General features: G+C 64.4%; 26 protein-coding genes. 9 read left to right on the forward strand and 17 right to left on the reverse strand.

All coding sequences use genetic code 11. The features are described 5' to 3' along the window. Positions 1-15: 15 nt before the first annotated feature. The 7 genes from L3V18_RS01310 to L3V18_RS01340 all read right to left on the reverse strand — a co-directional run bounded on the left by L3V18_RS01310 (position 16) and on the right by L3V18_RS01340 (position 5590). Positions 16-285, reverse strand: coding sequence for a VirB3 family type IV secretion system protein (locus tag L3V18_RS01310; RefSeq protein ID WP_237052816.1), 270 nt, complete (start codon positions 283-285; stop codon positions 16-18). Continuing rightward, positions 282-665 carry a TrbC/VirB2 family type IV secretion system protein gene (locus tag L3V18_RS01315; protein ID WP_237052817.1) on the reverse strand — a complete coding sequence of 128 codons (384 nt, stop codon included), beginning with the start codon at positions 663-665 and terminating at the stop codon, positions 282-284. Before L3V18_RS01315 ends, L3V18_RS01310 begins: the two co-directional genes overlap by 4 nt. Then, positions 662-1687: a P-type conjugative transfer ATPase TrbB gene (trbB, locus tag L3V18_RS01320; protein ID WP_237052818.1), complete on the reverse strand. Its 1026-nt coding sequence runs from the start codon at positions 1685-1687 to the stop codon at positions 662-664. The genes L3V18_RS01315 and trbB overlap by 4 nt, the downstream gene beginning before the upstream one ends. Then, positions 1684-2148, reverse strand: a complete 465-nt coding sequence (locus L3V18_RS01325) for a ribbon-helix-helix protein, CopG family (RefSeq protein ID WP_237052819.1) — start codon at positions 2146-2148, stop codon at positions 1684-1686. Before L3V18_RS01325 ends, trbB begins: the two co-directional genes overlap by 4 nt. After that, positions 2145-4151 carry a conjugal transfer protein TraG gene (locus tag L3V18_RS01330; RefSeq protein WP_237052820.1) on the reverse strand — a complete coding sequence of 669 codons (2007 nt, stop codon included), beginning with the start codon at positions 4149-4151 and terminating at the stop codon, positions 2145-2147. The genes L3V18_RS01325 and L3V18_RS01330 overlap by 4 nt, the downstream gene beginning before the upstream one ends. Positions 4152-4373: 222 nt before the next feature. Continuing rightward, positions 4374-4649 carry an EexN family lipoprotein gene (locus L3V18_RS01335; RefSeq protein WP_237052821.1) on the reverse strand — a complete coding sequence of 92 codons (276 nt, stop codon included), beginning with the start codon at positions 4647-4649 and terminating at the stop codon, positions 4374-4376. Beyond that, positions 4646-5590 (reverse strand): LysR family transcriptional regulator, encoded by a 945-nt coding sequence (locus tag L3V18_RS01340; protein WP_095647665.1) that lies wholly within the window; start codon positions 5588-5590, stop codon positions 4646-4648. Before L3V18_RS01340 ends, L3V18_RS01335 begins: the two co-directional genes overlap by 4 nt. A gap of 140 nt (positions 5591-5730) precedes the next feature. On the opposite strand from L3V18_RS01340, the gene L3V18_RS01345 reads away from it, so the two are divergent. Genes L3V18_RS01345 through L3V18_RS01360 form a run of 4 tightly spaced genes read left to right on the forward strand, consistent with a single transcriptional unit; the run spans position 5731 to position 9499 of the window. After that, the gene (locus L3V18_RS01345; RefSeq protein ID WP_305068963.1) at positions 5731-6378 is read left to right on the forward strand and encodes a TetR/AcrR family transcriptional regulator; all 648 of its coding nucleotides are present in this window, start codon (positions 5731-5733) and stop codon (positions 6376-6378) included. Next, positions 6379-7248 carry an aldo/keto reductase gene (locus L3V18_RS01350; RefSeq protein WP_237052822.1) on the forward strand — a complete coding sequence of 290 codons (870 nt, stop codon included), beginning with the start codon at positions 6379-6381 and terminating at the stop codon, positions 7246-7248. After that, on the forward strand, positions 7232-8518 hold the full coding sequence (locus L3V18_RS01355) for an alpha/beta hydrolase (protein ID WP_237052823.1): 1287 nt from the start codon (positions 7232-7234) through the stop codon (positions 8516-8518). The genes L3V18_RS01350 and L3V18_RS01355 overlap by 17 nt, the downstream gene beginning before the upstream one ends. Before the next feature lie 42 nt (positions 8519-8560). Next, positions 8561-9499, forward strand: a complete 939-nt coding sequence (locus tag L3V18_RS01360) for an NAD(P)-dependent alcohol dehydrogenase (protein WP_237052824.1) — start codon at positions 8561-8563, stop codon at positions 9497-9499. Positions 9500-9534: 35 nt separating this feature from the next. On the opposite strand, the gene L3V18_RS01365 is transcribed toward L3V18_RS01360, so the two are convergent. The 9 genes from L3V18_RS01365 to L3V18_RS01405 form a co-directional block, all read right to left on the reverse strand. Continuing rightward, positions 9535-10530, reverse strand: a complete 996-nt coding sequence (locus tag L3V18_RS01365; protein WP_237052825.1) for a metal-dependent hydrolase — start codon at positions 10528-10530, stop codon at positions 9535-9537. A 55-nt stretch (positions 10531-10585) separates the two neighbouring features. Next, the gene (locus L3V18_RS01370) at positions 10586-11509 is read right to left on the reverse strand and encodes an SDR family NAD(P)-dependent oxidoreductase (protein ID WP_237052826.1); all 924 of its coding nucleotides are present in this window, start codon (positions 11507-11509) and stop codon (positions 10586-10588) included. A 27-nt stretch (positions 11510-11536) separates the two neighbouring features. Then, complete coding sequence (locus L3V18_RS01375) at positions 11537-12559, reverse strand: lipid A deacylase LpxR family protein (RefSeq protein WP_095647659.1); 1023 nt, start codon at positions 12557-12559, stop codon at positions 11537-11539. 127 nt (positions 12560-12686) lie between these two features. Then, entirely contained in the window at positions 12687-13649 is a 963-nt protein-coding gene (locus L3V18_RS01380; protein ID WP_237052827.1) for an MBL fold metallo-hydrolase, read from the reverse strand. Between the two features lie 163 nt (positions 13650-13812). Then, complete coding sequence (locus L3V18_RS01385; protein ID WP_237052828.1) at positions 13813-14649, reverse strand: MipA/OmpV family protein; 837 nt, start codon at positions 14647-14649, stop codon at positions 13813-13815. 106 nt (positions 14650-14755) lie between these two features. After that, positions 14756-17839: an efflux RND transporter permease subunit gene (locus tag L3V18_RS01390; protein ID WP_237052829.1), complete on the reverse strand. Its 3084-nt coding sequence runs from the start codon at positions 17837-17839 to the stop codon at positions 14756-14758. Next, the gene (locus tag L3V18_RS01395) at positions 17836-18966 is read right to left on the reverse strand and encodes an efflux RND transporter periplasmic adaptor subunit (RefSeq protein ID WP_237052830.1); all 1131 of its coding nucleotides are present in this window, start codon (positions 18964-18966) and stop codon (positions 17836-17838) included. Before L3V18_RS01395 ends, L3V18_RS01390 begins: the two co-directional genes overlap by 4 nt. Next, complete coding sequence (locus L3V18_RS01400) at positions 18966-20624, reverse strand: efflux transporter outer membrane subunit (RefSeq protein WP_343226310.1); 1659 nt, start codon at positions 20622-20624, stop codon at positions 18966-18968. Before L3V18_RS01400 ends, L3V18_RS01395 begins: the two co-directional genes overlap by 1 nt. Then, the gene (locus L3V18_RS01405; protein ID WP_237052831.1) at positions 20549-21139 is read right to left on the reverse strand and encodes a TetR family transcriptional regulator; all 591 of its coding nucleotides are present in this window, start codon (positions 21137-21139) and stop codon (positions 20549-20551) included. The genes L3V18_RS01400 and L3V18_RS01405 overlap by 76 nt, the downstream gene beginning before the upstream one ends. Before the next feature lie 129 nt (positions 21140-21268). Between L3V18_RS01405 and L3V18_RS01410 the strand changes: the two genes are divergently transcribed. The 3 genes from L3V18_RS01410 to L3V18_RS01420 all read left to right on the forward strand — a co-directional run bounded on the left by L3V18_RS01410 (position 21269) and on the right by L3V18_RS01420 (position 22443). Beyond that, on the forward strand, positions 21269-21571 hold the full coding sequence (locus tag L3V18_RS01410) for a 4Fe-4S binding protein (RefSeq protein WP_237052832.1): 303 nt from the start codon (positions 21269-21271) through the stop codon (positions 21569-21571). Positions 21572-21626: 55 nt separating this feature from the next. Further along, on the forward strand, positions 21627-21914 hold the full coding sequence (locus L3V18_RS01415; RefSeq protein WP_237052833.1) for a Rossmann-fold NAD(P)-binding domain-containing protein: 288 nt from the start codon (positions 21627-21629) through the stop codon (positions 21912-21914). 118 nt (positions 21915-22032) lie between these two features. After that, on the forward strand, positions 22033-22443 hold the full coding sequence (locus L3V18_RS01420; protein WP_237052834.1) for a hypothetical protein: 411 nt from the start codon (positions 22033-22035) through the stop codon (positions 22441-22443). A 348-nt stretch (positions 22444-22791) separates the two neighbouring features. Here the strand turns inward: L3V18_RS01420 and L3V18_RS01425 are convergent, their stop codons facing one another. After that, entirely contained in the window at positions 22792-23361 is a 570-nt protein-coding gene (locus L3V18_RS01425) for a TetR/AcrR family transcriptional regulator (RefSeq protein ID WP_237052835.1), read from the reverse strand. 72 nt (positions 23362-23433) lie between these two features. Between L3V18_RS01425 and L3V18_RS01430 the strand changes: the two genes are divergently transcribed. After that, entirely contained in the window at positions 23434-24306 is an 873-nt protein-coding gene (locus tag L3V18_RS01430) for an alpha/beta hydrolase family protein (RefSeq protein WP_237052836.1), read from the forward strand. Then, positions 24303-24695 (forward strand): hypothetical protein, encoded by a 393-nt coding sequence (locus L3V18_RS01435; protein ID WP_237052837.1) that lies wholly within the window; start codon positions 24303-24305, stop codon positions 24693-24695. The genes L3V18_RS01430 and L3V18_RS01435 overlap by 4 nt, the downstream gene beginning before the upstream one ends. The last annotated feature ends 62 nt before the right edge of the window (positions 24696-24757 follow it).

A 24757-nucleotide genomic window follows, 5' to 3' on the forward strand; every position in this document is an offset into this window, starting at 1 on the left:
CGCAGCAATCTCCCGTCACACGTCCAGCAGCGGCTTGTGCTTGATGTGCCGGGCGAACACGGGCATGAACTGCGTATCGACGCGCGCACCCCATACCGCCAGCGAATGGCCGACGATCCAGAGCACGACGCCGGGAATCCAGAGTTGCAGGCCCAAGCCCACGGCGGCGGCCAGCGTGCCGTTGGCGATCGCCACGGTGCGCGGCGCGCCGCCCAGCAGGATCGGCTCGGTCAGCGAGCGATGCAGCGGCACCTCGAAGCCTGGCAGGTCGGTGGCCGTGCTCATACGACGGCCCCGCCGGAGAAGCTGAAGAACGACAGGAAGAACGAGGACGCCGCGAAGGCGATGCTCAACCCGAACACGATCTGGATCAGCTTGCGGAAGCCGCCCGACGTGTCGCCGAAGGCCAGCGCGAGGCCGGTAGCGATGATGATGATAACGGCGACGATGCGCGCGACCGGCCCCTGGATGGATTCGAGAATGGACTGCAGCGGGCCTTCCCAAGGCATCGAGGAGCCGGCGGCCTTCGCCGTGCCGGCCGTCATCAGCATCGCGGCGGCCAGCATCAGGCCGTGATGCGCTGGCCTGGCCAGGCGGCGCAGACGCGCCAAACACGAAGCTGGATTTACGGAAATGCGGAAAGCATGGGCATGCGTCTGCGTCATGGCAGTTCTCCAGAGAGGTCGGGGGACGGGGAAGACAGCGGCAGCTCAGGAAGCGGTGGTTGCAGCGCATCCGCCAGGCGGTAGCCCACGCCATCGAAGCCGAGGACGCGAGCGATGCTCTCGATGCGACGGCGCCGGCCGCGGCCGGCGATGTGGATGACGACGTTGACGGCCTCGGCGACGAGCGCCTGCGGCGGGTTCACGGCCACTTCGAGAATCAGTTGCTCCAGGCGCAGCAGCGCGCCCAGCGCGGAGCCTGCATGGATCGTGGCGATGCCACCCGGATGGCCGGTGCCCCATACCTTGATGAGATCCAGCGCCTCACCACCACGCACCTCGCCGACGATCACGCGGTCGGGGCGCAGGCGCATCGTGGCGCGCACCAGCTCGGTCATGGACACGACGCCGGCGCGCGTGCGCAGCGGCACGTGGTCGCGCGCCGCGCATTGCAGTTCCACCGTGTCTTCGAGCACCAGCACGCGGTCGCCGGTGGCGGCGATTTCCGCGAGCAAGGCATTGGCAAGCGTGGTCTTGCCGGTGCTGGTGCCGCCGGCAATCAGGACGTTCTGCCGCTCGCGCACCGCGCCGCGTAGGAACGCAGCCTGCTCGGTGGTCATCATTCCGTCGGTGACGTAGCGATCCAGCGGGATGACGCCAACCGCGCGCTTGCGCAGCGCGAAGGCCGGCCCCGGCGCGGCCGGCGGCAGGATGCCCTCGAAGCGCTCGCCGGTTTCCGGCAGCTCGGCGGTCAACAGCGGTTGGCCGCGATGCACTTCCGCACCGACGTGGGCAGCGACCAGGCGGATGATGCGCTCGCCGTCCGCTTCGGACAGCTCCGCGCCAAGCGGCGCGCGACCCGACGACAGCCGGTCGACCCAGAGCGTATGGTCGGGGTTGAGCATGATCTCCACTACGTCCGGGTCTTCGAGCGCGGCGGCGATCAGCGGCCCCATCGCCGTGCGCAACATGCGGATGCGCCGGTCGAGCGAGGTGGTGGCGAAGGACTGTGGCACGGTGCTCATGACGCACGCTCCTGCGCCTGGGCCAGCGCTGCCGCATCGTCCAGCCGCGCGGTATCCGGCTGCAGTTCCTCCACCACGTCGCGCACCAGGCTGCGCCCACGCAGCAGGTGGCGGCCAAGCTGTTCGACGAACTGCTCGAAGCGTGCCTTGCCCTGTGCGCGGGCTGCTTCCTGATGGGCTTCTGGAACAGGCGTGCTGACCGTCAGGAAGTAGCGGACGAACAGGGCCAGCGTCTCGATGGCGATGTTCTGGTCGCGCTCCAGGCGCTCGAATTGCCGCGTCAGCCGGTCGAGCCGCTTAGCGATGGCCGCCTCGCGCTGGTCGCCGGCGTCGGGCGACAACCAGGACGCCAGCGCCGCCGCGACGATGGACGACTTGGACACGCCTTTCTTGGCAGCCAGCTCGTCGAGGCGCTTGGCGTGCTCGCGCGGAATGAACAGATTGAGGCGGTACTGGCTCATAGCTGGATTCCGTCGTCGGGGTCGAGGGACGCCAACCGAGCCGTGCGCTGCATGGCCGGGTCGAGCTGGCGAGGAAGCGGGAGCGGCAGGTCGTCGTCATCGAGGAGCGCCAGGTCGCTGTCGGCGGGCCGCGGTTCGGGGCTGTATTCGGCGACCTCGGATAGCTCCGGCTGCCGGCGCGGGCCGCCGTCGTCGGCGGTGCCGGTGTCGTCGTCGGCCAGGCCTGAGGCCGTGACGGGTGCCGCCGGCATGACGGGAATCGCCAGCCAGCTCCAGTCGTCAGGCCGGGCCGGCGGCATGTCGGTATAGCGCCCGGCAGCGAGTGCAGGCGGCAGCAGTACGCGCCGCTTGAAATTGGCGTCGGCGTAGTAGCGCAGTTTCTTCGCGCGGATCGGTGCCACGCTGGACACCATCACCACGGCCTCGTCGGGCGGGAGCTGCATCACCTCGCCGGGCGTCAACAGCGGGCGGGCCGTCTCTTGCCGCGACACCATCAGGTGCCCCAGCCACGGCGCCAGCCGATGGCCGGCGTAGTTGCGCTGCGCGCGTAGCTCCGTGGCGGTGCCCAGCGTCTCGGAGATCCGCTTGGCCGTGCGTTCGTCGTTGGTGGCGAACGTCACCCGCACATGGCAGTTGTCGAGGATGGAATGGTTCTGGCCGTAGGCCTTGTCGATCTGGTTGAGCGACTGCGCGATGAGGAAGCTGCGGATGCCGTAGCCGGCCATGAAGGCGAGCGCCGTCTCGAAGAAATCGAGCCGGCCCAGCGCCGGGAACTCGTCGAGCATCAAGAGCAGCTTGTGGCGGCGTGCGATGCCGTCGCTGCCGTCGAGCGATTCGGTCAGGCGGCGTCCAATCTGGTTGAGGATCAGCCGCACCAGCGGTTTGGTGCGACTGATATCCGAAGGCGGCACCACCAGGTACAACGAGACGGGATGCTCGGCAGCGATCAGGTCGGCGATGCGCCAGTCGCAGCGCGAGGTGACTTCGGCCACCGTGGGGTCGCGATACAGGCCCAAGAAGGACATGGCGGTGCTCAACACGCCGGAACGCTCGTTGTCCGACTTGTTGAGAACCTCACGCGCAGCCGACGCGACGACAGGATGCGGCGCGTCGCCCAAGTGCCGCGTCGTCATCATCCGATGCAGCGTCAGCTCGAACGGACACGCCGGGTCGGAGAGGAAGTTGGCGACGCCGCGCAACGTCTTGTCCTCGCCTGCGTAGAGCACGTGCAGGATGGCGCCGACCAGCAGCGCGTGCGAGGTCTTCTCCCAGTGGTTGCGGCGCTCCAGCGCGCCTTCGGGATCGACGAGGATGTCCGCGATGTTCTGCACGTCGCGCACTTCATGTGCGCCGCGCCGGACTTCCAGCAGCGGGTTGTAGGCCGCCGACTTCGGATCGGTGGGGTTGAACAGCAGGCAGTGCGAGAAACGCGAGCGCCAGCCGGCAGTGATCTGCCAGTTCTCGCCCTTGATGTCGTGGATGACGGCCGAGGCGGGCCAGCTCAACAGCGTGGGCACCACCAGCCCAACGCCCTTGCCGGAGCGCGTCGGCGCGAAGGTCAGGACGTGCTCCGGTCCTTCATGCCGTAGGTACTGACCGCGATGCAGACCGAGGAAAACGCCGTCCGATTTGTCCAGGCCAGCCTTGCGAATGTCTCCGGCATCAGCCCAACGCGCGGAACCATAGGTCGTGACCAGCTTCGACTGCCGCGAACGCCAGACGGACATGGCGATCGCGACCACCACGGCCACCAGACCGCTACCGCCTGCGATGGCGCCGCCGGTGTCGAAGACGCGCGGTGCATAGGCGCCGTAGAAGTACCACCACTCGAACAGCCGCCAAGGGAGATAGATCGGCGTGCCGAAGAAGTCGAACCAGGGCGAACCCAGGCGTACCTGATAGCTCAGGGCGGCGGCTGTCCATTGCGTGGCACCCCACACGCCGGCGATCACGATGCCGAACACGACACCGATTTGCCCGAACAGCACGCCTTGACCCTGCATCCCAGCCTCCGCTTTCTCCCGTGTGGCATGCGGCACAAAGGCGTGCCGCAACCGCGAGAATCGAGGTCAGGTCAAGGGCCGGTCAAAGACCGTTATCGGGACAAAGGTCGAGTAAAAAGCAAGATTTCGTGCGAGGGAGAATGGCAGGAAAACGCTGCAAGCATGGGCGAACTGCGGCGTGTCGAGCGACGAAGCGGAAGATCGGTGGCTATTCGCCCACGGTCAGAATTTCGGCTGCTCCTTCGGCGGCGTGTATGGGGTTTCGCCATCACCCATGAAGCGCCGATTCGTCGCCTCGGCCACGCGGTTGCAGAGTTCATCGCCCAGCTTGGCGCGGTCGGTCTTGCACTGCTGTCGCAGTTCCTTCAGGCGTCCGGGATTGGCTGCGAGCGATTCCACCGTTTCGATGGGCACAGACTTGCCACTCGTCTCGGTCGGCTCGGGTTTTCCGCAAGCCGCCAGCATTGCAGCAAACAGAAGTGGGATGATCTTCTTCATGGCTCGATCTCCTCTGGTGGGTCAGTTCGTTCTCGCATAGCAGAGACTTTTCCTCTTGGTGGTTCAATGGCATAGACTCGTTCGATGAAACGAGCCAGGGCATCCGACGGCTCTTTGTCCACGCGCAACAGGTAAGTCGTGAGCACGTGTGAACGGTCAGCAAGTGGACGGGCAACCACGCTTGGTTCGCGGCTGGCGGCAATCTGCGACGCGCCCGCCAAGCCCAGCGCAAAGCCAGCCGATACCAGAGTCATCATCAGATCGAACGACGCAACTCGTTCGGCGATCAACGGCTCCAGACTCGATTGACGCAAAGCGCGGTCAATTTGGCGGGCATGCCCTTCGCATGTATGCGGATCGCAGAGTGCCAAGGGATAGCGCAGCATCTCGTCCAGAGGTATGCGCTTATACGCGAGCAAGGGGTGACGTGCAGGCACCGCCACCATCAATTGATCGTGCCAAATGGGCTCTGCAAGGAGCCCATCACCAACTTCATCCAACTGAGCAAAGCCAACGTCGTAGAGATCTTCGTGCAGTCCCTTGAGCTGCTGCGACAAGGGAATCTCGGTCAAGCGAATCTCGATCTCAGGCTCCTCCTGTCGGCAAAGTGCCAAGAGAGCCGAGAAGCAAGTCGGCGTGATGCCATCAGATAAAGCGATGCGCAATTGGCCGTGGAAGCCGTTGGCAGCGGCTTTCACACTGTCACGAGCCTGCTGCAGCGAGGCAAATACACGAGGCACGTGTTCCAGGAACATTCGGCCCGCGCGCGTCAGTCGGGTACTGCGGGTCGTGCGCGCGAATAGCTGAACGCCCAGATCCTCTTCTAGCTCTTTGATGGCACGCGAAAGCGGCGACTGCTCAATGTGCAGTTTCTCAGCCGCCCGCGCGAAGTGAAGCTCTTCGGCTACGGCCATGAAGCATCGCAGATGCCTGATCTCCATCGCGTAATCCATTCATTTGGTCGCCGCCGCCCCAGTCAGCGGTCGCGATCGCCTCGGTTGGAAAAGACAAGGGTGGTTGGCAAGCTCTGTTTTGTACTGTATAGTACAGTACATCTAGAAATCAACAAAGGCGAACCGACTTGGCTGACAAAGAGCGAACTCTCCCTCCCAAGCACCGGACGGCGAAAGGGGCTCAGCGCCTGCGGGATCTGACTTCCGTGGCGGCGGAGCTGTTTCTTGAGCGCGGCTTCGATGGCGTGGCCGTGGATGACCTGATCAATCGCGTCGGCGGCTCGCGCAGCACCATCTACAGCCACTTCGGCGGCAAGGAGGGGTTGTTCAAGGAGGCGATGATTCGCTTGTGCGCGGAAGTGGCGAAGCCACTGGAGCAGCTAAACGTCTCCGGGGAACCCGCAGATGTGCTTCCACGCCTGGGCAGGCAGTTGCTGATATCGGCGCTCTCGCCACGCACCCTGGCGCTGCACCGGTTGCTGGTCAATGAGGGCCGGCGCTTTCCCGATGTCGCGCAAGCCATGTGGGACGTCAGCTACGGCAAGGCTGTAGGGATTCTGGCGGCATGGGTTGCGCGACAGCAGCAGCGCCTCGGGCAGGGGCTCTCAAGCGCGGTGCCCGCGCAGTCGCTGGCCGAACAGTTCATCAGCATGGTGGCCAGCAACGCCAAGCTGCGCGCAGCCTCGGGCCTGGCCTCCGGTCCGTTGTCCGATGGCGAGGTCGACGAGATCGTCAGCCAAGCCGTCACCACATTCCTCCACGGTGCAAGCAAGTAGATGAACCTGCCTGTCTCCAACCAGAATCAATTCCGCCTGGGCGGCGATTTGCTGATCAATCGTCTTGGCTTCGGCGCCATGCGTCTGCCCTGCAATGGTTTCCGGGGCGCGGCGCGCGATCCGGAAACCGGGCGCGCAGTACTGCGCCGGGCCGTCGAACTTGGCGTCAACCTGGTCGACACGGCCGAGTTCTACCAGAGCGGCGATGGCGCGGTGCGCGCCAATGCACTGATCCGCGAGGCCTTGCACCCCTACCCTTCCAACCTGGTGATCGCGACCAAGGTCGGCGTGGTGTTCAACCCGGACGGCAGCCACCGGCCCGCCACCGGTGCCGAGATGCGCCGGCTGGTCGAAGAGAACCTGCAAAGCCTGGGGCTGGACCATCTCGACCTGGTGTACCTGCGCATCGGTGAGATGGCGGTGCCGCACGGCGAGTCGCTGGCCGAGCGCTTCGAGGCATTGGCCAAGCTGTGCGAGGAAGGGCTGATCCGGCACCTTGGCATCAGCAATGTCGATATCGAGCACCTCGCCCAGGCGCGCTCGATCGCACCGGTCGTGGCGGTTCAGAACCACTTCCATCTCGGCAAGCGCGACGACATCAGCCTGTTGAACGCATGCGCTGCCGAAGGCATTGCCTTCTGCCCGTTCTTCCCGCTGGGCGGCGGCTCGCAAAGGCTCGACGACGGGCGCCTGGCGCGCATCGCGGTCCGGCATGGCGCCACCACCGCTCAGATCGCCCTGGCTTGGTTGCTGGCCCACTCTCCGGTGATGCTCGCCATTCCGGGGACGGGTGCCATCGCGCATCTGGAAGAGAACGTGGCAGCCGGCAACATCCGTCTGACGAAAGAAGACCATGCCGAATTGGCGTAAATCGGGGCATCGCCCTTGGGCCTCTCGCCTGTTCGGAATCCTTGCGTTGGCGGCGCTTGCCTTGGCCGCCTCGAGCCTGTTGGGTGCCTGCACGACGGTGCCAAAGGTCGATGAGCCGATCGCTTCGGTGAGCTTCGACGACTACCGAAGCGAAACGCTCATGGCAATGCGCGCGGCGCGCAATTTCCAGCTGCCCGACAAGGAAGCGGAATTGCAGTGGAACGGTCCGCAGGAATGGCGCCCCGCTTCACAAGGCGTGGATGCGCCGCCACAAAAAGGCATTCTGCTGGTCCACGGCCTGGGCGACTCGCCCTGGTCGTTCCATGACGTCGCGCATGCATTGGCCGCACAGGGATTTCTCGTGCGCACGGTACTGCTTCCCGGCCATGGCACGCGTCCCGACGACTTGCTGGCCGTGACGGCCGAGCAATGGCAGCGCACCGTCCAGGAGCAGGCGCTGGCGCTTGAGAACGATGTCGACGGGCCGGTGTACCTGGGCGGGTTTTCCACCGGCGCCAACCTTGTGTTGGAGTACGCCTACGGCCATCCAGAGATCGCGGGCCTGGTGCTGTTCTCGCCCGGTTTCAAAAGCATGCCGTTCGACTGGGTTGCGCCGCTGGCTGCCCGGGTCCGTCCCTGGCTGATGAGCCCCAATGGCTCGTTCCCCATGCAAACCCCAGTTCGATACATGAACGTGCCGACCAACGGATACGCGCAGTTCTATCGCACCAGCGTCATCGCGCGGCGTCTCCTGCGCGAGCAGACCTACGACAAGCCAGTCTTCATGGTGGTCGCGCAGCACGATTCCGTTCTCGACACGGACTACCTGCTCGATGTCTTCCAGCACCGTTTCACGAACCCGCAGAGCCGGTTGATTTGGTACGGAACGAAACCGAAGGCATTGACCGACGCCGCACGCATCCTGATCCGAGGCGACCGGCTTCCCGAGCAGCACATCAGCCAGTTTTCGCACATGGGCCTGATGTTCTCACCGGCCAATCCGCTCTATGGCGACAAGGGCAGCCTTCGCATCTGTCTGAACGGTCAAGCCGAACGCGTGGCTCAAGCCTGCGAACAGGGAGTGCCCGTGTGGTACTCGGACTGGGGCTACCGCGAGGACGGCAAGGTCCACGCGAGGCTCACGTTCAATCCGTACTTCGATTGGCAGACCTCGGTCATGCTGGCCACGCTGGGCAACGAGGAAAGTCCGCGGTCTGTCACCACCAACATCGCCGGGGACTCCAATGCCTCGGCAAGTTCGAACCCATAGAAGCAGCCAGACGGCCCCCATCAACCAGCAAATGGAAGATCCATGAAACGAGTGCAATTCGGCCGCTACGGCGGCCCAGAAACGATGTCCTTGGGCGAGCACACGTTGCCGGAGCTCGCTCCGGGACGGGTGCGGGTTAGGGTCAGGGCCGCGGCCATCAATCCGCTCGACTGGAAGATCCGCCAAGGCGTCATGAAGATCGTCACCGGCAGGAAGTTCCCGCAAGGCATGGGCTCGGATTTCGCCGGTGTGGTGGAGCAGGTCGGCACCGATGTCACGGACTTCCGGGCCGGTGACGAAGTGTTCGGCACGGTCGAAATCAAGAAACAGGGCGCCTTTGCCGAAGTCGTCGATGCCGACGCCCGCTTGGTGGTTCGCAAGCCTGCTTCCCTTTCGTTCAGCGAGGCCGCATGTATTCCCATTCCGGCAGCGACCGCCTGGGCCGCCATCGTCGGTGCCGCCAGGGCGCAGCCGGGCTCGCGCATCTTCATCAATGGCTGCAGCGGCGCCGTGGGCAGTGCCGCAGTGCAATTGGCGCTGGCGCATGGCGCGCACGTCAGCGGCTCCTGCGGCCCAGCCTCCGTGGCCAGCGTCAGGTCCGCCGGCGTCGATCCGGTATTCACCTATGCGGACAAGGCGTCATTCGCATCGAACGGGCCTTACGACGCGGTGTTCGACACCCTCGGAACGCTGTCCGTTTCCGATGGATTGGCGTTGCTGACACCGAAAGGCCGCTTCGTCGACATCAACCCCACCCCTGGCAGGATGCTGCGCGGCTTCGTTTCAGGGCGCTACAGCATGGTGTTCGCCACGGCGGGGTTCAAGAACCTGCAGGAACTCGCGGGTTTGGCTAACGAAGGCAAGCTGCGCTCCTCGATCGGCCTGGAAGCACCGTTCACGGATGCCCTGTCCATCGTCAAGAATGCGGAACTCGGCCCACGCCCGCCTGGCCGGATCGTGCTGCTCATGCGAGGCAACTGAGACTGCCGCAAGTTGGACGTCTCGATACCGCGTCGCTAATGATCGGTTGGAACCCGGCTACCTGCTTGATCGCCCTGCTCTTCCGGCACGGTGGCCGTTACCGAGAAAATTCCGGCGTCCGGCCGCGCCCCGAACCGCGCGTCACCTACCGTCACGGCGGTTCCTCCAGCGCTGGAGTGGACCGTCGCAAACGGCAGGCGCGACCAATACAGAAAATCGGCCACCACCTTGCTCTGCCGGGCCGCCAGGGCAATGGCTGACTGGTCCATATGCGTAGGGACGAGTTGGCGATCCAACGACAGGTGAGCCGACGGAAACCAGCGGAAGTCGCCGAAGCCGTACGCATCCGCCGTCCGCACGATGATCCGGCGCCTAAACGGGTCGGCGAGGACCGGGTTGGCCAGCACCTGCAGCGGCTGCCCCAGGCCCAAAGCCTCGAACTGGCGGGCGACACGCTGTTCCGCAACCCGCCCACCGGCAGCCATAGCCCCGCTGTAGAGCGTGGCCACCAACAGGGCAGCTACCGCCGGGCGCTCGGCTCTGCCTGTGCCCGAGCGCTCGCGGCGTCGGGAAATCCAGATTCCCACGCCAAGCGCGAGCCAGATCCAAGGGTCGGCGATGAAAAGCACGTCGCCGTAGAACCATCGCTCGGAGAACGGCATCAGAAGGCGGATGCCCCAGCTGTTCATCAAGTCGAGCAAAGGGTGAGACAGCGCGCCGATATAGCTGAGCAGGAGAAGCTGACCGGGCCTGACGGCTGGCCTCGCGGCCGGCCGCGGCGCTCTGCGCGTTTGCCATCTGTCGAACCACAGCAGCGCTAGCGTGAGAACCGCGGGCAGGACGAGCCATCCGACCGGGCCGTGCGTCCAGCCTCGCCGACACACGAGGCCGTTGCCAAAGAAGGCACACAGAACATCTATGTCGGGCAGATTCGCCCCGATCATCAATGCCGGCATCGCGAGCGCTGTCCGGCGCTTGAGCCCTGCCTGCCCCAAAACCGCGCCGACCAAGGCATGAGTCAGGTTGTCCATTGCAAGAAGCTCCCGGTTAGGTGACCTATGGGGCGAACCAACCCTGTCGAGAAACTCATGCGAGTGACTCCTCAAGACCAACCATATCGGCACTCTCCCGCCACAATCGGTCCTGTGCCTCACGGTCGCATGCCAGCGCCGAGGGATCGGGGAACGTAGGTTTTCCCTTGACCAAGGAGACGTAGATGCGGCCGTTCGGTAGGGAGAGTGTTCCCAGCGCCACGTCGGCCAGCATCCTGCCCGAGTGTTCGGGCGCATTCATCACGAACTCGGGACGAAAGAGGCCGATCAAAGGGAAGATCGTGCGCATCACGATGCCGAGAATCGCCTTTTGCAGAGCTGACGCTTCCCGGCCGGCTGCGCCTCCCGTAAGCCCAGGATTGAAAGCGATGACATCAATCTGGCGCGTTACCACCGTGTCTTGCCGGGCCAGGTACAACGCCGTCATGAGGTTGCATAGCTTCGAGGCGCTGTAGGAGCGAATGCCGTCGCCCGAGCCACCCTTCGTCGGATGCGCCCATTCCTGAAGTTCCAGCGTCTTGGGGCCAATCGCCTTGATGGGCGGATCGTGCATGTTGCTCGACGTAATCACCATCCGGCCATGCTCGGCGATGTGCGGCAGAAGGAGACGCGCCAGCAGGTAGTGAGCAAGGTGATTGACCGCGAACGTCAGGCCGTAGCCATCCGCGCTACGCTGATCGGCTGCTGTGCCATGCAAGCCAGCATTGAGCACAAGGATGTCGATGCGCTTATCACCAAGTTGCCGTATCACGGCGCCGGCAAAGTCACGCACGCTGGTCAGGGAGGCGAGATCGAGCGGGAGAACATCGACGCCTTCCGGCACGGTGCGGTTCTTTCCACGAGCGCCCACGATGATCCTCGTGCTCGGAGAGGCGACGAGGTCTTGCAGGGTGAATGAGCCAAAGCCGCTTGTGGCTCCGGTCATCAAGACAACATTTTGCGATTTCGGGGGTTCCATCTTGTTTCTCCTTTGGCGCAAGCGTCGTCAGAAACGCCTGCCGATGGTGAAGCTGCCAAAGCTCGGCCTCTCGCGCTGTCCCTCGAACTCGCGAGTGCGGTTGTAGCGGGCGAAGGCGAAACGCCAATGGCCGTGGGTGATCGCGATGCCGTAACCGATGTCGGCCACGAATGGGCGCTTGTTCACGCTGTGGCTAGAGCGGAAAGTGTTGCCATCGAGCGTGATGTCGCGCAGGACCCAGCGCGCATCGGCAGCGACAAACAGGTGGCCGCGCCAACCTTGTGTCGCGCTCGTTCGGATCGGGGACGTGTTCTCACCGGCGGGTCGCAGCGGCGCCGTCCCGAAGTCATCCGGCAGCAGGTAGCCAAAACGCAGTTCCATCCCGGAATTGGCATAGGTGGCGAAATTGCCCAGGCTGCCGCCCCAGTGTGCAATCGCGTCCCAGCGCCATGGCCCCGAAGACTGCATCGGTGCAAAACGCTTGCGTCGCTCGTGGATGAACTGCACCACGGGCTCGTTGTGCAGTTGGTTGTCCCAGCCGTTGAAGCGGTCCACGTCAATGACGCCATGCCACCAGTCCTGAACCTCCCTGGCCTTGGCGGCGGGGCCGACGATACCCAGCCGCAACTGCGAGGTGCGCAGATGGTCGCCCCTGCGGGCGTTGTAGCCCACACTGAACATCAGCGCGCCGGCATATGGCCGATCGTCGGCAATGAGTTCGCGTGGCACGCGGTCCGTGGGCGTGTACATCATCTGCCCCAGCCCGATGGTCATGTTCAGCTCATCGAATCCACCAGGCTGCAACGTGGAGAACGTGCGATTCAACCGCCTCGCAATGTCAGGCAGGCACGGGTCATCGGCGCGATGGACCAAGTTGGGTGAGACCAAGGTCAGCAGGAACCCATTGGAATAGCCTTGGTCCTGCCCGAGTCCACCGAACAGGTCGTTATCGACACGCAGATTGACCGTGGATTCCGCCGCGACCCCTTTGCGGTCACACCCCTCGTCGGCCAGCACCGAACCGCTCCAGAGCACCGCACCGATCGCCATCCATCCCTTCCACGCAGGAACGGCAACGCCGGCCTGCGCAAAGCAGCCTGCGGGCACTGCCGCCGAATGAGCGTGCCGCAGCGCGCCTTGCCTCGGTGCAGTTCCCTTGCCCAAGGCGGGCACAGCCTTAGTCATTCGGGAACCGCCACACGTTCGCGGTTTCGCCAACGGCAAGGACCCGCTTTCCCGATGCAGGAAGCCCAAGGCGCTCCCACTCCGCAGCCAAGCGAACCGGCGGTTCGTCGAGCGGTTCGTAGGTCAGCTTGAACGTCCCCCAGTGCATGGCGAAGAAGTACCCGGCACCAAGATCCATGTATGCCTTGACGGCCTCCTCGGGATTCATGTGCTGGCGGCGCATGAACCAGGACGGCTCGTAGGCACCGATGGGTAGAAGCGCGGCGTCGATCGCCGGGAAACGACGGCCGATTTCCCGGAACCCGTCGAAATACCCGGTATCACCCGAGTGGTAGATGCAGGCAGAAGCTCCCTCGACAACGAATCCACCCCACAGCGTTTCGTTGGCGTCGGTTAGGCCGCGGCGGCTGTAGTGTTGGGCAGGCACGAAGGTCACCCTCACGGGGCCGATGTCGATCGACTGCCACCAATCCAACTCACTCGCGGAAATCCTCTTTCTTGCGAGGAACGACGTCATGCCAAGGCCGGCGATCACCGGCGCGTCGGCACTCTTCACAGACGGAAGGTCGAGATGGTCGTAGTGGTTGTGACTGATCAGCACCGCGTCGATGGGCGGCAGATTCTCGGGGCGCAGGCCAGCCGGAACATTCCGCCCCCCTGGCCCCAGGGCAAGCTCACCAAAGACCGGATCGATGAGGAACGACTTTCCTTCGAGCTGAACCAGCCAGCTCGCATGCCCGATCCAGGTCAGACGCGCGCCTTCACCCGCGCCCGGTGGAGTGGTGATCGCGGCAAGATCGGGCACCACACACGGCACAGATGCCTTTCTAGGTACACCGCGGCCCCGACCTGCAAGACTATCGACGACCAGCATCCGAAATCCCGGCACCACGGTGCCGGGAGCTTCGCTGCCGTCGAGATTCCTGAAACGTCTGGATTTCCTAAAAATGGCCATAACCGCCCTTCCACATTGATGATGAAGATGAACGCAGGTGGCATGGGGCGGACGGTGAACGCGCTAATGGGCGTTCAGGCGGACGTGCACTGCATCCCCTTCGTTTCGAGTCGAATGCGATACCCGGCAAACGCCCTGAATGGGCGATGCCATGGGTCGCCTTTCAGAACCGATAGAGGTAGCCGAGTCCCACGCCGTACTGCGTGCTCTTTTCCACCAGCGGGCTGTTGCGGATCGAGCTGCCCATGTGCTTGGCGCCCATGTCGAGGAACAGGGTGTGCTTGGGCATGGGCTGCCAATCCACGCGAAGCCCGATCTCGGTATTGACCGTGGAGCTGCCGCTGTAGGCCGGGCGCCAGCTCTGCGCCTCGTCCGACCTCACGCCGTAGTAGTAGTCCACGTACTTGCTATCCACCCATTCGGCCGCCAGCCGCGGTGTCAAGCCAAAGACGCCTGCGGTGAAGCGCCGGTCGATCTGCAGCGTGGCCCGCTTTCCCTTGCTGTTGTCCATGGCATCGGTAAGCACTTCGGCAGAGAGATTGGCAATGCCGGCACGCCAGATGGCAGCGCCACCGACCCAGAAGCTGGAATCCCGATCGCGCATACCCGCGAAGTACGGCGAATCGCCGGAATCAAACCCCTCCACGGCATACCGGCCACGCAGCCTGAACGACACTGGCCCGACCGATGGGAGCTTGACGTCCAGGCCAGGGCCGGCCACCTGAATCCACTTGTTCTCATAGGTGATCATCGGCAGGCCGCGCACACGGTTGTCGAAGTCGCGATAGACGCGATACTGCATGCCGCCGGCGACGCCGATCCCCCACGTCGATTCACCGCGCGCGGTTTCGGCCATCGCCTGATCTGTCGCAGACTTCTTCGTGTCGTCGGTCTGCGCCGAGGCGACGGGTGCGGAAAAAATGCCGGCGAGCAGAATCGGCAGCGCCGCGTAGGACGGCTGACGTCGCAGCCGGATTGCGCAATGAAGGTGTGACGACATGATTGATCCCTTTCAAGGACGACGTGAAAAATGCCTCCGCCACGCATTGATGCGACGGACAAGGCGCGGAACTGCTCCATCCGGGCGACGACCGGTGCGTCAACCTTCAAGCGCCTTGCGCGCCTGCGGTGGCACGCTCGGTGTGTCGAAAAAAACCGAGCGACGCCATCCACTTCTCGAACCTGTCCACGTACAGGAACACGGCCGGCACGACCAGCAGGCTGAGGGCGGTCGATGTGATCAGGCCTCCGATGACTGCCATGGCCATCGGCCGGCGAAAGCTCGAATCCGCGCCGAGCCCCAGCGCGATGGGCAACATGCCGGCGATCATCGCGATGGTGGTCATCACGATGGGACGGGCACGCTTGTGGCACGCATCCAGCAGCGCGTCGTGAACAGGCAATCCACGCTCGCGCATGCCGATGACCGCGTACTCGACGAGCAGGATGGAGTTCTTGGTGACGATCCCCATGAGCATGACCAGCCCGATCATCGAAGGCACGCTCAACTCGCTTCTCGTGACCAGCAGCGCGAGGAACGCACCACCGATGGACAAGGGGATGGCGGAAAGGATGGTGATGGGTTGAAGGAAGTCCCTGAACAGCAGTACCAGCACGCAGTAGATGCATAGCACGCCGACCACGAGCGCCATGGCGAAGCCCGCGCCAAGTTCGGCAACGATCTCGGCGTCGCCGGCCTCGATCACCTTCACGCTGGACGGAAGGGATTTGATCGATGGCAGGTTGGCGGCAGCCGCCTGCGCCGTTCCGAGCGCGGTGCCTCCCAGGTCAGCCGAAATGGTGACGTTGCGAAGGCGGTCGTGGCGGTCGATCTGTGCGGGGCCACTCTCCACTGACAGGCTGGCGACGCTGGCAAGCGGCACCGGCCCGTCGCGCCCCGGCACGCGCATGTTGCCGATCGTGTCGATGTCCTGCCGTGCGGCGTCGGGAATGCGCGCGCGGATATAGACTTGCCGGTTGTCGAGGTTCAGGCGCGCCACCTGCGAGTCGAAATCGCCGCTGGTCGCCACCCGCACCACGTCGCCAATCGCTGCGGTCGTCACGCCGCGCTCGGCGGCGCGCTCCGGGTCGGGGCGAATGATGATCTCGGGGCGCTCAAGGCTGGCCGTTGACGCGATGCCCGACAGGCCCTTGACGTCGCGCAGTTCGGATTCCACCGCTTGCGCGCTCGCTTTGAGTGCCTCGGCGTTGTCACTGGCGAGGATGATCGATAGCTTCTGACCTGGCCCGCCACCACCGACGGCGAAGCGCGCTCCGGGAATGTCCACCAGGCGTTCCCGCACGGCCTTTTCGATGACCTGCTGCGACGGCCGATCGCCGCGTGGCCCCAGCGTGAGCGTGAGCGAAGCGCGCCGAACTTCGCCCGCCCGCGATCCACCGGGGCCAGCACTTTGCGCATTGCCCACCGTGGCGAAGACATGGGCGATGCCATCCACGTCGCCGATGGCCTTGCGGGCCGACTCGGCGACCGCCAATGTGTCCTCCAGCGAGCTGGCCGGCGGCAACTCAATGTTGACGGTCGTGGTGCCGCTGTCGGAGGCCGGGATGAAGCCCGTCTCGATGAAAGGCACCAGGGCGAGCGAAGCCGCCAGAAAGAGGACCGCGCCGCCCAGGGTGGTCTTGCGGTGTTCCAGGCACCAGCGCGCCACTGCCATGTACCAGCGCATGACCCTGCCATCTTCCTTCTCGGGAATCGGCTCGGGCTTGAGCAGGTAGGCCGCCATCATGGGCGTGAGCAGGCGCGCCACGAGCAGCGAAGCGAGCACGGCGATCACGGCGGTCCAGCCGAACTGCTTGAACACCAGGCCGCCGATGCCGCTCATCATGGCCGTCGGCAGGAAGACGACCACCAGGCTCATGGTGGTCGCCATGACCGCCAGGGCAATCTCGGTCACGGCATCCTCCGCGGCCTCCCGGATCGATTTGCCCATGTGCCGGTGGCGCTCGATGTTCTCGATCTCGACGATGGCGTCATCGACCAGGATGCCGACGACAACCGCCAGCGCCAGCAGCGTCACGGTGTTGAGCGTAAAGCCCAGCCAGGCCATGGCCGCGAAAGCCGGAAGGATGGACAGCGGCAGAGCGGTCGAGGCGATCAGCGTCGACCGCCAGTCACGCAGGAAAAGCCAGACGACGACCATCGCGAGGATGGCGCCCTCGTACAGCATCGCCATGGAGCCCTCGTACTGCTCCAGCGTCTGGCCAACCGACCCTGAAATCCCTGTCAGGCTGAGCGTCGGGTCGGCCTGCTGAAGACCGGCCAGGGCCTCGCGAACGCCCTCGGCCAGCCGCACCTCGTCAAAGCCCCTGGCGCGGTACACGCTGAAGCCGACTACATGCTCACCATCGAGCAGGGCTGCGTGCATGGGATCGGCCTGACCATCGACGATCGTCGCGATCTGGTCCAGCCTGAAGCTCTTGCCGTTGGACAGCGCGATTCGCAGACCCGCAAGCTCCGATGCCTGGCGAACCGTGGCGATCGTGCGAACCGACTGCTCTTCGCCGCCAAGCTGGCCACGACCGCCCGAGGATTGCTGCTGCACCTGGCGCAACGCCCGGGAAACGTCCGCCGCCGTGATACCCAGGGCAGACATGCGCAGTGGATCAACCTCAACCCGAACCTCGCGCTCGATGCCTCCCAGCCGCTCAAACCGGCCGACGCCGGACACGCTGAGAATCGCCTTGGCGACAGTGTCGTCCACGAACCAGGAAAGCTGTTCCTCATTGAGGCGGGACGACGCGATGGCATAAGTCAGCACGGGAGCACCGACGCTGTTGGATGCGCTGACCGTCGGTTGCAGTAGGTCGGGCGGAAGGTCGGAGCGAATACCGTCCACCGCGTTCTTGGTTTCGATCAGCGCGTCCGACAGGTTCTTTTCCAGCACGAATTGCACCTGGATCGACACTAGGCCGTCCGTGACCGATGTGCTCAGGTGGTTCAGGCCGCTCAAGGTCGCCAGCGCGTCTTCGACCTTGCGTGCGACCTCCGTTTCAAGCTGTGCAGGGGCCGCGCCCGGCTGCGACAAAGCCACAGTGACCATCGGCAGATCCAGGTCGGGCAAGTCCTGCGTAGGCAGCTTCTGAAACCCCCACAACCCAGCGAGCGCCAGCAACGCGAACAGCAGGATCGAGGGGATGGGATTGCGGATGGACCAGGTGGCGAAGTTCATGGCCTGGCCGCTCCTGCAGGCTGGCCTTGGGAGATGCGCACCAGATCACGATCCTTGAGGAACCCTGCACCTTGGACGACGACGTACTCGTTCTTGCCAAGCCCTTCGGTGATCTCGATCTCCCGACCACTGCGCCGGCCGACGGTGACACCTCGCAGCGAAACGCGGGGCGTGGCGCTGGTGTCGGCCAGTACCAGGACATGGCTGCGCCCGTCGCGGATGACCACGCTCTCGGCGGGCACGACCAGCGCCGGACCAGTCCCGAGTCCAAGCCTGCCGTCGGCGTACATGCCGGCCCGTGCCGTGCTTCCCGGCTGGATGTCGGCGTAAACGATGGCCAGGCGCGAGGCACTGTCCAGGATGGGCGAGGTCTGGCGAACCGTCGCCTTCGCGGTCTTGCCGTCGGGAAGCTCAAGCGCGACCTCCTGCCCGACCTCGACCTGGGCGAGCTGCTCGGCGGTCAATTCCCCGCGCCATTCCAGGCGTCCCCGGCGAATCATGCGGAACAGTTCCTGACCCACAGGAATGACGGTGCCGAGCGTTGCCGTTCTGGCGCTGATGACGCCATCGTCTGGCGCCGTGACGTCGGTGTAACGCAGCCGCAACTGATTGGCAGCAAGCAGCGCCTCGGCGGTCTTGGATTCAGTCACGAGCCGGAGCACGTCCTGATCGCTCATCGCGCCGCTGCTTTGCAGCGTCAGAGCACGCTGCCGGTTGGCGGCGGCCTGATCGGCATCCGCCTTCAGTTGCGCGCGATCCGCCTGCAGCAGAGCCGGATCGAAACGTGCGATGACCTGCCCCTTCTTGACGACATCCCCGACATTGACGCGAACATCGATGAGCTGATAGCCACCAATCTGTGCGCCTATGCTGGCTTCTTCCCATGCAGCAATTGCGCCCGAAGCCCTGATCGCCATGGGCCATGAGACTTCCCGAGGGGCGGCGCTGGTTACGGTCAGCGCCGGTGTCGCCGCAGCAGCCTCTTCGGTCGGCGTCGGGTCGCGCTTGACGACGACGATCACCAGCACCGCCACGGCCAGGGCAATCGCGCCCACGAGATACGCGATCCGGTGCCTTCGGAGGTGCCCCTGAGTGGGCGGGTTGCGGTGTTCTTGTTCTTGGCTCATCAGCGATGACTTTCGTTGCCGGCGAAGGGGGTTTTGGTCGGAGCGTCGGTCGTTTCCTCGGCTACGGGCTGTTCCAGTGCTGTGGCCGACAATGGCGGGGTCCCTGCTGCGCGCACGAGGGAGATCCAGGACCGGGCGCGGTCGGAAGCAGCGGCGATGGCGCTTTCCTGCGCGCCGTTGACCTGCCGGCGCGAGCCTTCCAGCTCGAACAAGCTGATGGCACCCGCGTGATACCGGGCTTCGTTCGCACGCAGCGCGACAGCAGCCGCATTGGCAGCCTGCCGGGACGTGTCCGCACGCTGCTCGGCCGACGACAGCGCAGCCAGGGAATCCTCGACATCGCGCGTGCCGGTACGCAGCGTGGATGCCAGGCCCGCCAGGGCTGCGCGATACCGCGCTTCTGCACCATCCACGTTGGCAGCGCCCAAGCCCGCATCGAAGATCGGTACGGACACCGCCGCACCGGCGGACCAGGTATCGAAGTGGATCGTCGATCCCAGCGCGCGAATCCACTGCCCGGTGAGGAGCGCGGACAGATCGACGCGGGGCAGCCGTTCAGCACGCGCAACGCCGATCTCTGCATAGCTGGCTGCAAGTTCCCGCTCGGCCGACCGGACGGCGGGATGCTGGAGGAGAACGGTTGCGGGAAGATCCAGGCGAACTGGAGGCGCGGTGGGCACGATGGCCGCGGCCTCATCGAGGCGGCCGATGGCGGATGCCGTCGAGGCACCGCCGGACGGCAAAGGTGGCCGGCTCATGAGGTGCCGAATCGTCGTTGCCTCACGACCGCTGAGCGCAACCAAGGCGTCCACTAGGGTCGTGCAGCTCTCTTCCTGGCTCAGTCGATTGGTTCTCGCGGAGGCCAGCGCGCTCAGTGCGCTGGCTTCTTCCACGGGCGCGACATTGCCGACGGCGAGGCGCTGCCGGATCAGCGAAAGCTCGATTTCACGCGAGCCGATGTCCTGATCGCGAATGGCAAGCGAATAGTTGCAGGCGCGCAAGGCCACGACGCCATCGGCGATCTGCGCCACCAGGGAAAGCCGGGCTTCCTCGGCATCGGCGTTGCGCGCATCGAGCCGGCTGCGAGCCGCCTCTTCCGTCGCACGTGCGCGTCCCCACAGATCAAGCTCCCACGAGAGGCTGGCGCCCAAGGAACCCGAAGTGGCGCTGATCGTGTCGGTGCCACCCGTCTGGCTCTGCGACTTGCCTCGCGACAGCGCACCATTGCCGCCAAGCTGCGGAGCGCGTCTGGCGCCACTCGCGCCCAATCCTGCGCGCGCCTCATCGACGCGCGCAGCCGCTTGCGCGAGCGTGGGGTTATCGGTCAAGGCAGAGGCGACGAGCACGTCGATGACGGGGTCGCCCAATTGCGTCCACCAGTCGTCGCGCGCCGATCCCGTGCCATCAACGAGCGTGCCAGCTCGCGCATTGGCCCATGCTTTCGGCATGTCGAGCTGGGGCCTTGAGTACGGCGGCTGTGTCGTGCAGCCGCCAATGCAAAGCATGGCCGCCAGTGCGCACGCGACGTGAAGCGACCCGCGGCCATCGCGCGATTGCGACACGTCGTCGGACCTGGCCGCTGTCATCGCTCGCGGGCCATGGAGAATGCCTTCTCCACGATAGGCCGTAGATCCGCCTGGCCACCGCCTTCGTACCATTCGTCGAGAGCGGCCGTCCACGCGGCCATGACCGTGCCCACGACGATTCGCGCCTTGAGGGGACTCATCGCGTGCTCACCCACGCGCTGCACGAGCGCGACCGCAAGCGCCTGCTCCCAGATCATTCGCTTCTCGCATTCCCTGCCGACCAGCGAAGGCGTTTCCTTCAACAGGCGCATCAGCGCGAAGGCCATGTCGGGATTGGCGTCATAGCGCTTGAGCAGGCTGGAGAGCGCCCCGCAGACCGCCTCGAAAGGCGCCTCCTCAGGCGGCCTGCCGTTCAGTTCGGCGACCAGCTCGACCGTCTTCTCGGCATTCCATGCAAAGACCAAGTCCTCCTTGACCTTGAAGTACCTGAAGAAGGTCCGCCTGGCGATGCCCAGCGGCTCGACGATCTGGTCGATCGTGGTGTTGTCGAAGCCCTGCTTCATGAACAACCTAAGTCCGAGGCTGAACAGCTCTTGGCGGGTGTTCTCTTTGTGCCGCTCACGCAGGCCGAGATTTTTTTCTGTCATGGGCACCATCCTATCCGAAACTGTCACTTCGTGCCAATAAGTCACTTTACGACAATTGTCACTAAATGCCACAATGCCTTTAGGCCACCCTGAATGGCCGCCATTGAGTAACCCGCCCCCAAGGACCTCATGAAAAACGAGCCAAAAACTCAAGCTGCGCTGTGCAAGCAAGCGCCCGGGAAGTTCGTGCCGGTGATCGATCGCAACCGGTGCGAGGGCAAGGGCGACTGCGTCCCCGCCTGCCCCAATGACGTGTTCGAGCTTGGCGTGTTGCCCAAGTCAGAGCGAGCCGATCTCTCATGGATCGGTAAGGTGAAGGGGTTTGCCCACGGTTGGAAGCAAGCGTTCATGCCGAACGCAGGCGCGTGCGAAGCCTGTGGCCTATGCGTCTCGGCTTGTCCCGAACGCGCCATCACGCTATCTCGGGCATGACGAGCTAAATCCCGTTCCTCCAGGATCTGAGTTCACGGGAAATGGAGCATCAGCTGTGAATCACCCCAAAGCACAGCGCATCGTCGTCATGACCGGTGCCACCTCGGAACTGGGCGCACCTGCCATCCAGCACATCGCCGCTCAGCCCCGCACGCGAATCATGATCGGCGCCCGAGGCCGCGCTCCGACCGCGCCACCTGGAGTCGAGGTCATTTCACTCCACCTTGCCTCGCTCACCAGCGTCCGTGAGTTTGCCAACATAGTGATGGCGCGGCTCTTGATACCGCACATGGCCGACCACGGCCGCCTGGTGATCACTACGAGCGACGAGCGAAACGCATGACCCTGCGGTCACTCCGATCGCACCCAAGACGCTCGACCCGCAGGCGCTGGCGCACCCGCGCCAAAGCGGATTCGGCAGCGGCATCCGCGCCTATTCAGCCTCCAAGCTGTGCAACCTGATGACCGCCCAGCCCTTCACCGCGCTCGACGATGTCAAGACCCGCCAGATCAGGGTGATCGCTTTCAGCCCCGGGCTCACTGGTGGCACCTTGCTGGGCCGCAACAGTTCGCCGGTCATGCGGGCGCTCGTTACCTTCCTGATGCATACCGTATTCCGTGTGATCGCCCTCTTCCGTCCGGAATACGTCGTGGGCACACCGGAGCGTTCAGGCGAAGCCCTGGCCGAAGTCGCCCTCGGCGTGGTGACCCCACCGCCCGGGCGGATCTACATCTCACTGATCAAGGGAAACCCTATACTCCCCGGCCCTTCCGAGCTGGCACGAAGCGCAGACGCCTGGGATCGACTGTGGCGCGAAAGCGCGGCCATGGTCGGCCTCATTGATGTGAACATGACAGCAGCTACGCAATGACGCTTGAGCGCCAAAAACAAAGGAAAATGCGGCTCGAACGCATACACGCCTCGCCGCTCTGGGATGGTCAGCGATTTCGGAGTGTGCATCCGAGATGCTTGCCGGTTTGCGCGACCCGAACCGATCGACGCCTTCGTTAAGAGACTTTCTGCAAGATCGCGAGCGGCTTTCGCCGCAAGGAACGCCCCCTTGAAGGACCGCTCCCTTGTACGAATCCTCTTGTACGCACCAAGCGTCTTGATCGGCCAAACCACAAATTTCTGATCGGCCTACCGGTTCATTGGACGGGTGGCTGCCGTTCGCTGTTGGCCAAGTGCGGACAGTTGGATGCATCTGGGCTTGTACAGCTCACGCGACAAGGCGCTCCAACTCCCCGGCAATCTGATCGAACGGCGCAATGCTTCTGTGTGCCTTGCACAAAACGATCGCACCCTCCACGCTCGCGATGATCAAAGTGGCAAGCCTGGATGCAGATTCGAGCCGATGCCCCTGCGTAGCCAGGGAGGCGGCCAGTTTCGCCTCCCAGTCACTGAAAACCTGCGCCGCTGCGCTCAAGGCCTCGGCAGCGACCTCATCGATCGGCTCCTCGACAGCCGCGGCCATTACCGGGCATCCGAGGCGGAAGTCCGATCGCAGCAGGATTTCGCGCCACATTGCCAGGAATCCGCGCAGGCCCGCCGCGGCGCCCGCCTGCAGGTGTCGCTCCAGGCTCGCGCTGACTTGTGCTCCGGCGAACTGCACCGCCTCGACCACGACCTGTTGCTTGCCACCGGGGAAGTGGTGGTATGTCGAGCCGACTGGCGCCTCGGCGCGCTTGGCCATTTCGCGGATGCTGGTTGCATTGAGGCCATGTCGCGCCAGCATCTCGGCCGCAGTCGAAACGACGCGCTGCCGGGCATCGGATTGGCGGGGACTCATGGAGAAAAACCCTTGTTATGACAATCGTCATAGTTTAGCGTATCCATTCTATTACGACTGTCATATAAAGCCATGATTGATGACATCCTTGCCGTGGAACTGGTCGCTGCCGACGGCTATGTCTTGGGCGCCTGCCGCTATCCGGCCCGAAACCCGTTGCGCGGGCGCGTGGTTGTTGCCGGCGCCACGGCGGTTCCGCAGGGCTTCTACCAGCGCTTCGCCCGGTTCGCGAGCGCCCAGGGCTTTGAGGTCCTGACCTTCGATTACCGGGGAATCGGTCGATCGCGTCCGCGCTCGCTCAGGGGATTCCGCATGGACCTGCTGGATTGGGCGCGGCTGGATCTGGCGGCCGCCGTTGACGCGATGGCGGATCCATCGGTGCCGTTGTACGTCGTCGGACACTCCTACGGTGGGCACGCCTTCGGTCTGCTGCCCAACCATCGCAAGGTGGCGGGCTTCTACGTCTTCGGCACCGGTGCCGGCTGGCATGGCTACATGCCCTTGGGTGAGCGCCTGCGCGTATTGGCCATGTGGAAGCTGGTATTGCCTGTGCTGACCTGGTGGAAGGGCTACTGCCCCTGGGCGATGCTGCGCATGGGCGAAGACCTGCCCGCGGATGCGTACCGGCAATGGCGGCACTGGTGCCAGTTCCCTCGCTATTTCTTCGACGATCCGGTCATGCGCGGGATCGAGCAGGAATACGCGACCGTACAAACGCCAATCGTGGCGGCCAATGCGCTGGACGACCTGTGGGCTTCGCCACGATCGCGTGACGCGTTCGTCGAGGCTTACCGCAACGCGCCGCTGCAGCGAAAGGACCTCGATCCCAGGCAAGCGGGAGGAACGGTCGGGCACATGGGTTATTTCCGACCGCCGGCCGAACCTTACTGGCGAGGAATGCTGGAGTGGTTCGCGAGCCTGGCGCCTACGGTAACGGCACGATGAAAGCAGAGCGCTGGCAACGCGGCCTCAAATGGATCCTGCTCGCCACGGTGCTAGGGAGCATCCTTCACTATGCGGACAATCTCCTGTTCTTCGCCGAATACCCGGAACCGCCCTGGATCAATCGGTCCATGATCGATGCATTCTGGTTCCTGATGACACCGCTGGCATGGTTGGGCTATCGCTTGATCCGGGTCGGATCACGCAACGCCGGTGTTCTTGTCCTGATGGGCTATGTCGGCTGCAACCTGCTCGTGCTGGGTCACTACCGTTTCGCGCCCATGTGCAGCATCGCTCCGCGCATCAATGTCTTCATCTGGCTCGAAGCCGGACTCGCTGCCTGCTTGCAGGTGTACCTGATTCTTCCTTACATCCGAAAGTCCACGGCTTAGGCTCTGCCGCCGCTCCGATCGCTCGCTGCCCCGACTCCTGCAAGATCAACTGCAATCCAGGA

The organism is Marilutibacter chinensis, from assembly GCF_021725675.1.
Taxonomy (GTDB): Bacteria; Pseudomonadota; Gammaproteobacteria; order Xanthomonadales; family Xanthomonadaceae; genus Marilutibacter; species Marilutibacter chinensis.